The following is a 14,097-nucleotide window of genomic DNA, read 5'->3' on the forward strand; positions in this document are numbered from 1 at the left end:
CGGCGGACGATCGCGATCCTTGCCGGCGGGACGGTCGCAGGGTGGGGCTTGGTCGCTCTGGTCGCAGACGCGGTCTGGATCGTGATGCAGCGTTGAATGCGCGCGCCTCAGCGGGCCATCAGCCGCTGGGGTGCCTCGCTGTCGTGATAGGCGACAACGCGCGCGACGACGTTCTGCATCAGCTTCTGCCGCTCCTGGGTCGGACGCCGCGTATCGCCGATCATCACCGCAATGGCATAGGCGCGGCCGTCGGGCGCGGTCAGGATGCCGACATCGTTGAAGCCCGCGGTGCGGCCCATCAGGTCCTGACCCGTGCCGGTCTTGTGCGCCAGCCGCCAGCCCGGCGGTACGCTGGCTCGTAGCCGCGCATGGCCGGTGCGCGAGCTTTCCATGACGTTGATGAGATAGCTGGTCGACTGCGGCGACAGGAGCTCGCCCCGGCGCAGCTTGGTCAGCGCATTGGCGATTGAGGCGGCGGCGGCCCCGTCGATCGGATTAGCGACATAGGCATTGAACGCCGCCTGTCGTACGCCCGGCGCCAGCTTGGCTCGCGCCGCCTGGAACGCGCGTCCCATGGCATAGTCCTGACGCCACTGAAGGCCCGCGGTGCGGCTCTGGAGCAGCCGCTCGCCCGGTCCGAACCGGATCGCGCCCAGCGAATGGCGCGCGATGAACGCGTTGACCGCCGGCGGCCCGCCGACGTGGCGCAGCAGCCGGTCGTTGGCGGTATTGTCGCTCATCGTCATCGCGCGGCGGATGAGTTCGCGCACGGTCGTGTTGTAGACGCCGTTCTGAAGCAGCGAGGCGATCGGCTGGTGGAACAGCGTCAGGTCGTTTCGCGTGATCGTCAGCGGATCGTCGAGGGTGATGCGCCCCTGATCGATCTGGTCCATCGCGGTCAGCGTGACCCACAGCTTGCTGACCGATTGCTGCGGCATCGGCACGTCGCCGTTCTTCGACACCATCCAGCCGGTATCGATGCTCTTGACCGCCACGCCGACCTTGCCGCCGAACGCGCCGACGAGGCCGTCGATATCGGTGACGAGCGGGGTGGGGGCGGGGACGACGACCTGATTCTGCGGTGCCGCGCTGCCATGGACGTAGCCGGGCGGCAGCAATTCGGTGATGCGCCCGCCCTGATGCTGGGGCGCAGCCCCGATCAGCGCTAGCGGCGCGAGGCCGGCCAGCGTCAACGCACGCTCGATCACCGAAAAACGCGAAAATACCATAAGCGTCGACAAGCCCCCTGATGGGCGAAACCATGACGCAGCGCGGGCAGTGGCGGCAACAGGCCGCGCGCGCGGCTGCGACGAACCTTTCTACCTTAGCGACAGGACGTGAACAACGCCCGAACGAGTACGCTTTTCAGCGGTTTCGTCGCCCCTTTGGGTCAGGGGATCAGGATCGTATCCTGCGGCCGCTCGACCGTCCTGGGATAGTCTAGCGTATAATGCAGCCCCCGGCTCTCCTTGCGGTGGAGCGCCGACTTCACGATCAGCTCGGCCGACTGGAGGAGGTTGCGCAGCTCGATCAGGTCGGGGGTGACGCGGAAATGGCCGTAATAGTCGGCGATCTCCTCCTGCATCATCTTGATCCGGTGCGCGGCGCGTTCCAGCCGCTTGGTGGTGCGCACGATGCCGACATAGTTCCACATGAAGCGCCGGATCTCGGTCCAGTTCTGCTTGATGACGACTTCCTCGTCGCTGTCGGTGACGCGGCTTTCATCCCACGGCCGGATCGAGGGCGGGCGCGGCAGGTCGTCCCAATGCGCGGCGATATGCGCCGCCGCCGCCTCGCCATAGACGAAGCATTCGAGCAGCGAGTTTGACGCGAGGCGATTGGCGCCGTGCAGCCCCGACTGGCTGACCTCGCCCGCCGCATAGAGCCCGGGCAGGTCGGTACGCCCGTCGCGATCCACCACGACGCCGCCGCAGGTGTAATGCTGTGCCGGCACCACGGGGATCGGCCCGGTGGTCATGTCGATGCCGAGGCCAAGCAGCTTGGCATGGATCGTCGGGAAGTGCGCCTTCACGAAATCAGCCCCGCGATGGCTGATGTCGAGATGGACGTAATCGAGGCCGAACCGCTTGATCTCCGCATCGATCGCGCGCGCCACCACGTCGCGTGGAGCCAGCTCCATGCGGTCGGCGTCGTAATAGGGCATGAACCGCTTGCCGGTCTGCGGGTTGACGAGCCGGCCCCCTTCGCCGCGCACCGCCTCGGTAATCAGGAAGTTCTTGACCTCCAGATTGTAGAGGCAGGTCGGGTGGAACTGCATGAACTCCATGTTGGAGACGCGCGCCCCCGCTCGCCATGCCATCGCGATGCCGTCACCCGTCGCCCCGCGCGGCGCGGTGGAGAACAGGTAGGTGCGCCCCGCGCCCCCCGTCGCCAGAATCGTCGCGCGCGCGGTGTAGAGCTCGACCTTCCCGGTCGCGCGGTTGAAGGCATAGACGCCCCAGACATTGCCCGCGCCCGAATAGCGAAGCTCGTGCCGGCTGGTCGCCAGGTCTACCGCCACCATGTCGGGGACGAGGGTGATGTTGGGATGCGCCTCCGCCGCGCGGATCAGCGCGACCTGCACGGCCCAGCCGGTCGCGTCGTCGACATGGACGATGCGGCGGTGGCTGTGCCCGCCCTCGCGCGTCAGGTGCCAGCCGTTCCCGCCATTCTCGGCCGCATTGAAGGGGACGCCGAGTTCGGCCAGCCGCTCGATCGCGGCGGGCGCGCGCTCGACCACGAACTCGACCACGTCGCGGTCGTTTAGGCCCGCGCCCGCGACCATCGTGTCCTCGACATGGTTCTCGAACGTGTCGCCGGGTTCGAGCACCGCGGCGATCCCGCCCTGCGCCCAGGCGGTCGAACCCTCGTCCAGCCGCCCCTTGGCGAGCACCGTGACGCGGAAGCGATCGGCAAGGTTCAGCGCCGCGGTCAGCCCGGCCGCGCCCGATCCGATGATGAGGATATCGGTCTCAGCCATTCGCCGCCGCCCGCGTGAGGTTCAGGAACACGTCCTCCAGATCGGCCTCGCGCGTCGTCACGTCGACGATAGCGAAACCGCCCTCGCTTACCGCGGTCAGCACCTCGCCCGCGTTCGTGCGATCCTTGCGATAGGTGATGGCGAGCGTGCGCGGGTCGATCGCCTCGACCTTTTCGAAGCAGCGTGCCTGCGGCGGGGCGGTCACGTCGCGATCGAGCGTGACGACGACCTGCTTCTCCTGCGCCATGCCGAGCAGTACGCGCGTGGGTTCGTTGGCGACGACGCGGCCGTGGTTGATGATCGCGATGCGATCGCACAGCTCCTCGGCCTCCTGCAGATAATGCGTCGTCAGCACCACCGTCACGCCGCGCGCGTTGAGGCCGCGGACATAGTCCCAGAGCTGGCGGCGAAGCTCGATATCGACGCCCGCGGTCGGCTCGTCGAGGACGATGACGGGCGGCGAATGCACCATCGCCTTGGCGACCATCAACCGCCGCTTCATGCCGCCGGATAGCGTGCGCGAATAGGCGTTCGCCTTGTCCTCCAGCCCCATCGCGCGAAGGAGGTCGAGGCTCCGGCGCTTCGCCTTAGGCACGCCGTAGAAGCCCGCCTGATTCTCCAGCGTCTCCAGCGGCGTGAAGAAGGGGTCGAAAGTGATCTCCTGATTGACGATGCCGATCGACGCCTTGGCATTGCGCGGATGCTCGTCGATGTCGAAGCCCCAGATCGACGCGCTGCCGCTCGTCTTGTTGACGAGCCCGGCGAGGATGTTGATGAGCGTCGACTTGCCCGCGCCATTGGGGCCGAGCAGCCCGAACACCTGCCCCCGCGGCACGTCGAATGTCACTCCGTCGAGCGCGCGCTTGCCGCCCGCATAGGTCTTGCACAGGTCGCGGATCGCAATGGCGGCTTCGGTCATGGCGGTGGAGGTAGTGCGGATGACGCGGCGGGGGAAGCGGCTTGTCCCCCGCCCTTCGTCACCCGCTGTTCCTCAGCGCCGTCGCGATCGCGTTGATCGACAGGAGGATGCCCTCGCCGATCCGCGCATCGCTCTCGCCCGCGCGGTGGCGCTTCAGAAGTTCGATCTGGAGGAGGTTGAGCGGCTCGATATAGGGGAGGCGCAGCCGGATCGACGCTTCCAGCGCCGGGCTCTTTTCCAGAAGCCGCGTCTGGCGGGTGATCGTCAGCAGCCCGTCATGCGTCGCCTGCCAGCCGTCCCGGATGCGCCCGAAGATCGCCTCGCGCTGGCCGGCATCCTCGACCAATTGGGCGTACCGCGCAGCGATGCCCATGTCGGACTTGGCGAGCACCATCTCCATGTTGGCGAGCATCGCCGAGAAAAAGGGCCAGCCCGCCGCCATCTCGCGCAACAGGCCTTTGTCCGCGAAACTCTCGATCGCGGCGCCGACGCCGTACCAGCCGGGCAGCATCACACGCGCCTGTGCCCAGCTGAACACCCAGGGGATGGCGCGCAGATCCTCGATCGCGTCCGACTTCTTGCGGCTGGCGGGGCGCGAGCCGATCTTGAGGCCGGAGATTTCGGCGATCGGCGTCATCTGGCGAAAGAATTGCCGGAAGCCGTCGGTGCCGTAGACGAGGTCGCGATAGGCCCGGAACGCGGTCGCCGAGAGTTCGTCCATCGCCGCCCCGAACCGCGCGGCATCGTCCGCCGACAGCCGCTCGGGCTCGAGGCTGGCGAGCAGCGTCGCCGAGGTCACCGCCTCGAGGTTCGCCATCGCGCTGGCCCGCGTGCCGTATTTGGCGGCAATCACCTCGCCCTGTTCGGTGATGCGGATGCGGCCCTGGACGGCGCCCGGCGGTTGCGCCTGGATCGCGGAAAAGGACGAGCCGCCGCCGCGCCCCACCGAGCCGCCGCGGCCGTGGAACAGCTGCATCCCCACGCCCGCCGCCTCGAACACCGGCGCCAGCGCCGCCGACCCGCGCGACAATTGCCAGGTGGAGGTGAGGTAGCCGCCGTCCTTGTTCGAATCGGAATAGCCGATCATCACTTCCTGATGCCCGCGTGCGGTCGCGGTCGCGGCAATCTCCGGCAGCGACAGATAGTCGCGCATGATGTCGGCCCCCGCCTCAAGATCGGCGACGGTCTCGAACAGCGGTACGACCATCAGGTGCGACGTCGGCGTGTCGCCGGGCACCCAGAGCCCGGCTTCCTTGAGCATCAAGTGGACTTCCAGCAGGTCGCTGACCGACTGCGCCATCGAGATGACATGCTGGGTGATGCATTGCCGGCCATAGCGCGCATGCGCGGCGGCGGCGGCGTGGAGGATCGCGAGCTCGCCCGCCGTCTCCTCCGAATAATCGGCATAGGGGCTGGTCAGCGGGCGGGGGCTCGCCAGTTCGCGGCGAAGGAGCGCGACGCGCGCGTTCTCGTCCAGCGACAGGTAATCGCCCTCGACCCCCGCCGCCTTGAGCAGTTCGGCGACGACGCGCTCGTGCACCGCCGAGTTCTGACGCAGGTCGAGCGTGGCGAGGTGGAAGCCGAAGATCTCGACCGCGCGGATCAGCCGACCGAGCGCGCCGCCGGTCGCCAGTGTCCCTTCGCCCGCCGCCGACAGGCTGCGCGCGACGGCGACGAGGTCGTCGCGAAGCTCGCCCGGTCCGGCATAGGCCTCACCCGTCAGCGGGCCGGGGCGCGGCGCGGGCTTGCCCACGAGCGCGCGGTGCGTGGCGGCGAGGCGTGCGTAGATGCCAGACAGCGCGCGGCGATAGGGTTCGTCCGCCCGGCTGGCGGCATCGTCGCCGCTCGCCTCGGCCAGCCTGCCCACATCGCCGTTCACATGCGTGATCTCGGTCGAGATGGACAGTTCGGCGCCCAGCGCATGGACCGCGTCCATGTAATGAACGAGCGCCGCCTCCGCCGCCTTGCCGAGCGCGAGCGTCAGCGACTCGGCGGTGACATAGGGGTTGCCGTCGCGATCGCCGCCGATCCAACTGCCGCAGCGCAGGAACGCGGGCAGCCGCTCGCCCATCGCCCGGTCCCAGCGCGCGTAGAGCGCGGGTAGCGCCGGCAGGAATACGTCGCGAAGGTAGGAAAGCGCCGTCTCCACCTCGTCGGCGACGTACAGCCGCTCGCGCCGCAACACGCGCGTCTGCCAGAGAAGCGCGATCTGGCGCACCAGCGCCTCGTCGATGCGGTCGCCGTCGGGCGTCTCCTCCAGTTCGCGATCCTTGAGCGCGAGCAGGTCGGCGATCCGGTTGCGGTGATCGATCATCGACTTGCGCCGCACCTCTGTCGGGTGGGCGGTGAGGACCGGGACGATCAGCGCATGATCGAGCAGGCCGATTACCGCCTGTCGGTCGATGCCGTGTTCGGCGAGGCGCGCGAGCGCATGGGCGACATCGGCCCCCTCCTCCCGCGCGACGCCCTGCCGGTCCTCGGCCAGGTTGGCGAGCATCGAGAACAGCATGAACCCGCGGACGAAATCGAGCGTCTCGTCGAGCGTCAGGCGATCGAGGCCGGGGTCGATCGCGTCGGCGCCCGCGACGCCGCGATGGCGGTCGACTGAGGTCGAGCGGATATACTCGATCCGCTTGAACAGCGCCTCGCCGCCATAGGCGCGGATGACGTCGCCCAGCATGCGGCCGAGCAGGCGGATGTCGGGATTGTTCGCGATCGGGGGAAGCGTGGCCATGAACGCTTGCTGCACCGCAGCGGTGGCCGGGTCAACGCATCAATACGAATGCGCAGGCCCGATTTCGCGCAATCTTAGTTGCGCGAGACGAGGTTCATGATGACGCGGGCGGTCCCGCGGCCGACGATGCCGAGCTCGGCGGCGGCCGCCTTCGACAGGTCGATAACGCGCTTGCCGGAGAAGGGGCCGCGGTCGTTGATACGGACGATGACACTGTTGCCGGTCAGCGCGTCGGTCACGCGGACGAGGCTGCCGAAGGGAAGCGTGCGGTGTGCGGCGGTCAGCGTGGTCGGATCGCACTTCTCGCCGCTGGCAGTGCGCGCACCGGCGATTTCGCGGCCGAAGAAACTGGCAAGGCCTTCGCCCACCTTCTCGATCACCGAAGGGGTCTCGGTCGCGGCCGGCGTCTCCTCTGCCCAGGCGGGCGTGGCGACGAACAGGGCGATTCCGGAACCGAGCGCGGCGATCGAGAGTTTCAACGACACATGCGGTCCCCCACGGCACCCGCGACACTGGGCGGGCGTCGATTGACTAGCATGACGCCGCGATGACTGCCTGAACGACCAACTCGTTTCGCCGCCGGAATCCAACCGGCGAGCCGAAAACTGTAAGGTGGCGTTAAGGTTCGGACGGTGTTTCGCCTCTCCCGCATCGCAAACCGACTGGCTAGAACGGGGCCACGTGACTGCCGAGTCCCCGCCCGTCCGCAAGATCATCCATGTCGACATGGACGCCTTCTACGCGTCGGTCGAACAACGCGACGCGCCTGAACTGCGCGGCAAGCCCGTGGCGGTAGGCCATGGCGAGTCGCGCGGCGTCGTCGCGGCGGCGAGCTACGAGGCGCGGGCGTTCGGGGTGAAGTCGGCGCTGCCATCGGTCACGGCGAAGCGGCGCTGTCCCGACCTCATCTTCGTGCCGCCGCGGTTCGACGTCTATCGCGCGGTCAGCCAGCAGATCCACGGCGTCTTCGCCGAGTTCACCGACCTCATCCAGCCGCTCTCATTGGACGAGGCGTATCTCGACGTGACCGCGGACCGGCGCGGGCTCGGCACCGCCTGGGCGACGGCCAAGGCGATCCGCGCGCGCATCGCCGAGGAGACCGGCCTCACCGCATCGGCGGGCATTTCGTACAACAAGTTCCTCGCCAAGCTCGCCTCCGACCAGAAGAAGCCCAACGGCCAGTTCGCGGTGACGCCCGAGATGGGGCCGGCCTGGGTCGCGTCGCTGCCGGTCGAGCGGTTTCACGGGGTCGGCCCGGTGACGGCGGCAAAGATGCGGCGGCTTGGGATCGAGAGCGGTGCCGACCTCGCCGCCAAGTCGCTCGCCTTTCTTGCCGAGCATTTCGGCAGTTCGGCCGAATGGTATCACGGCATCGCGCGCGGCATCGATCACCGCCCGGTCGAGCCCAATCGCGTGCGCAAGTCGTCGGGCTCCGAGACGACCTTCGCCCGCGACCTGACCGATCCGGCGGAGATCGAGGCGGCGGTGGCGGGGCAGGCGGACGAAGTCTGGGACTGGTGCGTCTCGCGCGGCCGCTATGGCCGAACGGTGACGGTGAAGGCGAAGTACGCCGATTTCCGCCAGGTGACGCGCAGCCGCAGCACCCCCGCGCCGGTCCGCGATCGCGAGCAACTGCACGCCACCGCCCGCGCGCTGATCGCGACGCTCTATCCGCTCGACCGGGGCCTGCGCCTCGTCGGCGTTACCGTGTCGGGATTTCCGCCCGAAGATCAGGCGCCATCACTGTTCGACTAAACCGGCTTGTCGCCGCGCGGCCGATCTGCGAAATCAGATTTGTCAGACAAGCCGCTTCAGCGGCATCGGGAGAGTGACGTTGAGCCATGCCATCGCGATCGTGGGCCTCGGGAAGATCGCGCGCGACCAGCATCTGCCGACGCTCGCTGCCAGCGACCGACTGCACCTTGCCGGCATCGTCAGCGGCCATGCGCGGGACGAGGGCGCGCCGGTCGCCGCAACGATCACCGAGTTGAAGCGCCAAGTCCCCGAACTTGCCGCCGTGTCGCTCTGCACCCCGCCGATGGCGCGCACCGCGCTGATCAAGGAGGCGCTCGCTCTCGGTCTCGACGTGATGGTCGAGAAGCCGCCCGCCGCCAGCGTCAGCGTCGCCGAACGCTATGCCGGCATGGCGCGGGAGGCGGGGCGGGCGCTCTACCTCACCTGGCATTCGCGCGAGGCGAGCGGGGTGGAGCCGGCCGCACAGTGGCTGTCGGGCAAGACGCTCCGCCGCGTGTCGGTCGCGTGGAAGGAAGACGTGCGCGTCTGGCATCCGGGACAGGAATGGATCTGGGAGCCGGGAATCGGTGTATTCGATCCGGGCGTGAACGCGCTGTCGATCCTGACCCGGCTGGTCCCCGGCACCGAGCTTCACGGCGCCACCCTCAAATACCCCGCCGATCGCGAGGCGCCGATCATGGCCGACCTGACGATGGCGCACGGGGATACCGCGATTGAGGCGGCGTTCAGCTTCGACCAGCGCGGACCGCAGACCTGGTCGATGACGCTCGAGACCGACGAAGGCACCGCCGAACTTCGCGAGGGCGGCGGGCGGTTGTTCGTGGACGATGCCGAGGTCGCGGTGCCCGAGGGGACCGAATATGGCCGGCTCTATGCCCGCTTCGCCGACATGATCGGCACTGGCGCGATCGATGCCGATCTCTCGCCTTTCCGCCTCGTCGCCGATGCCTTCATGCTCGGGCGGCACGAGCGGGTCGGTGCGTTCCGCTGGGACGATTGACCGCCCTTTTTCCAAACATATAGTCAGACCAAGTTTCAGGAAGGATCGCCGATGGCCCTGCCGCCGAGCCAGCCCGCACCGGGCGCCCACACTTCGCCGGCAGGGGGCAGGGGCGCATCCTACGCCCCCGCGCTGACGCTGCTTGCCAGCCTCTTCTTCATGTGGGGCTTCATCACCGTCATCAACAACACGCTGCTGCCGCACCTGAAGAGCGTGTTCGACCTCAACTACACGCAGACGACGTTGATCGAGAGCGTGTGGTTCATCGCCTATTTCGTCGCCTCGATCCCCTCGGCCAAGCTCATTGAGCGGATCGGCTATCAGAAGTCGCTGGTGACCGGCCTGCTCGTCATGGCGGCGGGCGCTGCGGGCATGACGCTGGCGGCGAGCCTGCCGTCCTACGGCGTCACGCTAGTCATGCTGTTCGTGATCGCCAGCGGGATCACGCTGCTCCAGGTCGCGGCCAACCCGTACGTCACCGTCATCGGCCCGCCGGAGACGGGATCGTCGCGCCTCAACCTGGTTCAGGCGTTCAATTCGCTCGGCACGACGCTGGCGCCGATCTTCGCGGGCTACCTCATCCTCGGCCGCTCGGTCGGCGGCACGACGCAGGGGCGCGTGCTGACCCCGGCGGAGCGGCTGGCCGATGCGCAGTCGGTGATCCTGCCCTATGTCCTCGTCGCGATCGTGCTGGTCGTGCTCGCGGTCGTCATCGCGCGCTTCCCGCTGCCCGCGATCGGCCAGTCGACGCAGCGCGTGACGCGCGAGGAGCGCAAGCGTCTGTCGCTCTGGAAGCACCGCAATCTCGTCTTCGGCGTGCCGGCAATCTTCATCTACCTGATCGCCGAGATCGGCGTCGCCAACCTCTTCATCAACTTCGTCTCCTCGCCCGACATCGCCAACGTGACGCAGGAACAGGCGTCGCATTATCTCGCGCTGCTCTGGGGCGGGATGATGGTCGGCCGTTTCGCCGGCTCGCTCATCATGCAGAAGATTCCGGCCGAAACCGTGCTCGCCGGCTTCTCGATCGGCGCGTTCGTGGTGATGCTGGGGGCGACGTTCCTGACCGGGCCGGCGGCGATGTGGTCGCTCATCCTTGTGGGCCTGTTCCACTCGATCATGTTCCCAACGATCTTCTCGCTCGGCATCAAGGGCCTCGGCCCGCTGACCGAGGAGGGGTCCGGCCTGCTCATCATGGCGATCGCCGGCGGCGCGCTGGTGGTGGTGCAGGGGTGGCTGGCCGACCGCTACGGCCTCCAGACCTCGTTTCTACTGACCGTGGTGTGCGAGCTCTATATCCTCTTCTACGCCGTCTGGGGCGCGAAGACGACCAACGCGCTGCCCGAGCCGGAAGTGGTTGCGGCGGAGTAGACAAGCCAGACGCCTCCGAATATGTCTGACTAATGGAGAGGGCGGCGAGACCATCGTCGCCCCGGTCAGACGGGAGGATTGCGCATGATCGGACGGACGGCGAAGCGAATGTTGCTAGGGGCGGTCGCGTTGACGCTCGCGGCGCCGGCCATGGCGCAGGAGCCGGCCAAGCCCACCGAGATCACCGTCCGCGCCGACACCCCCGGCCCGACCTATGACAAGGCGATCTTCACCCAGTTCGCCGAGCATCTGGGCACCGGCATCTATGGCGGGCTGTGGGTCGGCGAGAAGTCGAAGATCCCCAATGTCCGCGGCTTCCGTAGCGACGTCGTGGGCGCACTCAAGGACCTCGGCGTGCCGATCATCCGCTGGCCGGGCGGCTGTTTCGCCGACGAATATCACTGGCGGGAGGGCGTCGGCCCGCGGGCCAAGCGTCCGGTCAAGATCAACACTCATTGGGGCGGCGTGACCGAGCCCAATACCGTCGGCACGCACGAGTTCTTCGACCTGGTCGGACAGGTGGGGGCGGAGGCGTACATCTCCGGCAATGTCGGCAATGGCACGCCGCAGGAAATGGCCGAGTGGGTCGAATACATGACGGCGCCCGCCGGCAGCCTCGCCGACGAGCGCGCGAGGAACGGCCACAAGGAGCCGTGGAAGCTCCCCTATTTCGGCATCGGCAACGAGCTGTGGGGCTGCGGCGGCAACATGCGCGCCGAATATGCCGCCGACGTGACGCGCCGCTATGCCACCTTTGTCAAGGCGCCGGCGGGCACCCGCATCCTCAAGATCGCGTCGGGCGCCAACAACGACGACTATAACTGGACCGAGGTGATGATCCGCGAGAGCGCGTCGACGATCGATGCGCTCTCGCTCCATTACTACACCGTCCCCGGCGGCTGGCCGCCGCGCGCCTCCGCCAGCGAGTTCGACGAGGCCGGCTGGGCACAGACGCTGGCCGCCACGTGGAAGATGGACGAGTTCGTCGGCAAGCACACCGCGATCATGGACAAATACGATCCGCAGAAGCGCATCTGGCTGGCGGTGGACGAATGGGGCACCTGGTATGCGGGCGATCCGGGGACCAATCCGGGCTTCCTGCGCCAGCAGAACACTTTGCGCGATGCGATGGTGGCCGCAATCAACCTCAACATCTTCGCCAAGCACGCCGACCGGGTGAAGATGACCGCCATCGCGCAGATGGTGAACGTCCTCCAGGCGATGATCCTGACCGACGGCGCGAAGATGGTGAAGACGCCGACCTATCATGTCTTCCACATGTACAAGCCGTGGATCGATGCCACCGTGCTGCCGATCGAGCTGAAGGGCGGCTGGTATTCGAAGGACCAGTATGTCGTGCCTGCGGTCAGCGCCTCGGCGATCCGGGGCAAGGACGGGGTGGTACGCATCGCGCTCGCCAATGCCGATCCGAACCGGCCGAACAGCGTGACCGCGGACCTCGCCGGGGTGCAGGCCTCGGCGGTGACGGGCACGGTGCTGACCGGCGATGCGATCACCGCGCGCAACGACTTCGACGCGCCGAACCGGGTCGCGCCGCAGGCGTTCACTGGGGCGACCGTCGCGGGCGGCAAGCTGTCGGTGACGCTGCCGGCCAAGTCGGTGGTGGTGCTCGAACTGCGCTAAGGTTGCGCATGATGGGCCGGCGGCTAGGGTGGGGTGCATGTACACGCGCCTGATCCTAGCCGCCGGCCTTCTCGCCGCCCCCACCATTGCCCAGATCAAGGTCGACACGGCCCGCATAACGAAGGATGTAAGGACGCTCGCCTCCGACGCGTTCGAAGGGCGCGCGCCCGGCACCGCGGGCGAGAAGAAGACGATCGACTATCTCGTCGCCCGGGTGAAGGAGACGGGGCTCGAACCCGGCGGTCCCGATGGCCAGTGGACGCAGAAGGTGCCGCTGCTCCACACCGAACTCGGCGACGGCACCCTCGCGTTCGGCAACCAGCCGATCGAGCGCGGCAAGCAGATCTACGTCTCGACCATCCGCCCCGACGATCGCGCGCGGATCGACAAGGCGCCGATGGTGTTCGTCGGCTACGGCGTCACCGCACCCGAGCGCGGCTGGGACGATTTCAAGGGCGTGGACCTGAAGGGCAAGGTCGCCGTTTTCCTCGTCAACGATCCCGATTTCGAGGCCAAGGCGGGGGAGCCGGTCGCCGGCAAGTTCGGCGGCCGGACGATGACCTATTACGGCCGCTGGACCTACAAGTTCGAGGAAGCCGCGCGCCGCGGCGCGATCGCCGCGCTGATCGTCCACGACACGCCGGGTGCGGGCTATGGCTGGAACGTCGTCGTCAGCCCGCGCGGCGAGAATTACGACATCGTCCGCGCACCCAGGGACGTGACGAGCCTGCGCCTGCAAGGATGGATCGAGGGCGCGGCGGCATCGTCGCTGTTCCAGCGCGCCGGACAGGACCTCGCCAAGCTGCGCATCGCCGCGCGCCGCGCCGACTTCCGCCCGGTGCCGCTGAAAGGCGCGACCTTCAGCGCCGACGTCGCGGTGAAACACGAGACGGTCGACAGCCACAACGTCCTCGCCCGCATTCCCGGCAACAAGCGCCCCGACGAGGTGGTCTCGCTCGGCGCGCACTGGGACGCTTATGGCAAGGGTGCGCCCGACGCGCAGGGGCGCATCTATCGCGCCGGGGCCAACGACGACGCGCTAGGCGTCGCTGGCCTCCTCGAAATCGCCCGCGCGATGAAGGCGGGGCCGAAGCCCGACCGCAGCGTCGTCTTCGCCTTCTGGACCGCCGAGGAGCGCGGCTTGCTGGGCAGCGAATATTACGCCGCCAATCCCGTCTATCCGATGGAAAAAACCGTCGCGAACCTCGCGCTCGACATTCTACAGACCGCAGGGGCGGCGAACGACGTGGTGCTGGTCGGCGAGGGGCAGGACAGCCTGGAGGACGACATGGCGCGCATCGCGGGCACGCAGGGGCGGACGGTGACGCCCGAAAGCCTGCCGGAGCGCGGGCTGTTCTATCGCGCTGACCATTTCTCCTTCGCCAAGCGCGGCGTGCCCGTGCTGCTCCAGATGGGCATTGCGGGTGCGTCGGACCTCAAGGTCGGCGGACGCGCGGCGGGACAGGCGTGGATCGATCGCTATACCGGCCAATGCTATCATCAGGCGTGCGATGCGTGGGACGAAAGCTGGGACCTGACCGGGGCTGCACAGGATATCGAACTGGTCGGCACGCTGGCACAGGAGCTGGCGACCTCGACCCGCTGGCCGACCTGGAAGGCGGGATCGGAGTTCAAGGGCGTACGGGAACGGAGCGCCGCCGTCCGCCGCTGAAACCGGCCGCGCTGTCACAATC

At 67.9% G+C, this 14,097-nt stretch carries 10 protein-coding genes; 5 read left to right on the forward strand and 5 right to left on the reverse strand.

Translation table 11 applies throughout. From position 1 onward, the window contains the following. Nucleotides 1-107: 107 nt before the first annotated feature. The 5 genes from FHR19_RS00545 to FHR19_RS17560 form a co-directional block, all read right to left on the reverse strand. Nucleotides 108-1,229 (reverse strand): serine hydrolase, encoded by a 1,122-nt coding sequence (locus FHR19_RS00545; protein WP_184023251.1) that lies wholly within the window; start codon nucleotides 1,227-1,229, stop codon nucleotides 108-110. Between the two features lie 161 nt (nucleotides 1,230-1,390). Further along, the gene (gene nadB, locus FHR19_RS00550) at nucleotides 1,391-2,980 is read right to left on the reverse strand and encodes an L-aspartate oxidase (protein WP_184023253.1); all 1,590 of its coding nucleotides are present in this window, start codon (nucleotides 2,978-2,980) and stop codon (nucleotides 1,391-1,393) included. Next, the gene (locus FHR19_RS00555) at nucleotides 2,973-3,899 is read right to left on the reverse strand and encodes an ABC transporter ATP-binding protein (protein ID WP_184023255.1); all 927 of its coding nucleotides are present in this window, start codon (nucleotides 3,897-3,899) and stop codon (nucleotides 2,973-2,975) included. Before FHR19_RS00555 ends, nadB begins: the two co-directional genes overlap by 8 nt. 58 nt (nucleotides 3,900-3,957) lie before the next feature. Next, the gene (gene ppc, locus FHR19_RS00560; protein ID WP_184023256.1) at nucleotides 3,958-6,633 is read right to left on the reverse strand and encodes a phosphoenolpyruvate carboxylase; all 2,676 of its coding nucleotides are present in this window, start codon (nucleotides 6,631-6,633) and stop codon (nucleotides 3,958-3,960) included. 74 nt (nucleotides 6,634-6,707) lie between these two features. Further along, a complete protein-coding gene (locus FHR19_RS17560) occupies nucleotides 6,708-7,118 on the reverse strand; it encodes a septal ring lytic transglycosylase RlpA family protein (RefSeq protein ID WP_343053109.1) in 411 nt (136 codons plus the stop codon). 241 nt (nucleotides 7,119-7,359) lie between these two features. On the opposite strand from FHR19_RS17560, the gene dinB reads away from it, so the two are divergent. From dinB to FHR19_RS00590, 5 genes are all read left to right on the forward strand, one after another. After that, a complete protein-coding gene (gene dinB / locus FHR19_RS00570) occupies nucleotides 7,360-8,388 on the forward strand; it encodes a DNA polymerase IV (RefSeq protein ID WP_184025682.1) in 1,029 nt (342 codons plus the stop codon). Nucleotides 8,389-8,467: 79 nt separating this feature from the next. Next, nucleotides 8,468-9,388 (forward strand): Gfo/Idh/MocA family protein, encoded by a 921-nt coding sequence (locus tag FHR19_RS00575; protein WP_184023257.1) that lies wholly within the window; start codon nucleotides 8,468-8,470, stop codon nucleotides 9,386-9,388. Nucleotides 9,389-9,439: 51 nt separating this feature from the next. Continuing rightward, nucleotides 9,440-10,759: a sugar MFS transporter gene (locus FHR19_RS00580; RefSeq protein WP_184023258.1), complete on the forward strand. Its 1,320-nt coding sequence runs from the start codon at nucleotides 9,440-9,442 to the stop codon at nucleotides 10,757-10,759. A gap of 84 nt (nucleotides 10,760-10,843) precedes the next feature. After that, nucleotides 10,844-12,403 (forward strand): alpha-N-arabinofuranosidase, encoded by a 1,560-nt coding sequence (locus tag FHR19_RS00585; RefSeq protein WP_184023259.1) that lies wholly within the window; start codon nucleotides 10,844-10,846, stop codon nucleotides 12,401-12,403. A gap of 37 nt (nucleotides 12,404-12,440) precedes the next feature. Beyond that, nucleotides 12,441-14,075, forward strand: a complete 1,635-nt coding sequence (locus FHR19_RS00590; protein ID WP_184023261.1) for a M28 family metallopeptidase — start codon at nucleotides 12,441-12,443, stop codon at nucleotides 14,073-14,075. Nucleotides 14,076-14,097: the final 22 nt, after the last annotated feature.

The organism is Sphingomonas yantingensis (assembly GCF_014199325.1).
GTDB classification, from domain to species: domain Bacteria; phylum Pseudomonadota; class Alphaproteobacteria; order Sphingomonadales; family Sphingomonadaceae; genus Sphingomonas; species Sphingomonas yantingensis.

Coding starts and splice junctions, on each gene's coding strand:
- FHR19_RS00545 (WP_184023251.1), bottom strand. CDS start 1,229: ATGGTATTTTCGCGTTTTTCGGTGATCGAGCGTGCGTTGACGCTGGCC.
- nadB (WP_184023253.1), bottom strand. CDS start 2,980: ATGGCTGAGACCGATATCCTCATCATCGGATCGGGCGCGGCCGGGCTG.
- FHR19_RS00555 (WP_184023255.1), bottom strand. CDS start 3,899: ATGACCGAAGCCGCCATTGCGATCCGCGACCTGTGCAAGACCTATGCG.
- ppc (WP_184023256.1), bottom strand. CDS start 6,633: ATGGCCACGCTTCCCCCGATCGCGAACAATCCCGACATCCGCCTGCTC.
- dinB (WP_184025682.1), top strand. CDS start 7,360: ATGGACGCCTTCTACGCGTCGGTCGAACAACGCGACGCGCCTGAACTG.
- FHR19_RS00580 (WP_184023258.1), top strand. CDS start 9,440: ATGGCCCTGCCGCCGAGCCAGCCCGCACCGGGCGCCCACACTTCGCCG.
- FHR19_RS00585 (WP_184023259.1), top strand. CDS start 10,844: ATGATCGGACGGACGGCGAAGCGAATGTTGCTAGGGGCGGTCGCGTTG.
- FHR19_RS00590 (WP_184023261.1), top strand. CDS start 12,441: ATGTACACGCGCCTGATCCTAGCCGCCGGCCTTCTCGCCGCCCCCACC.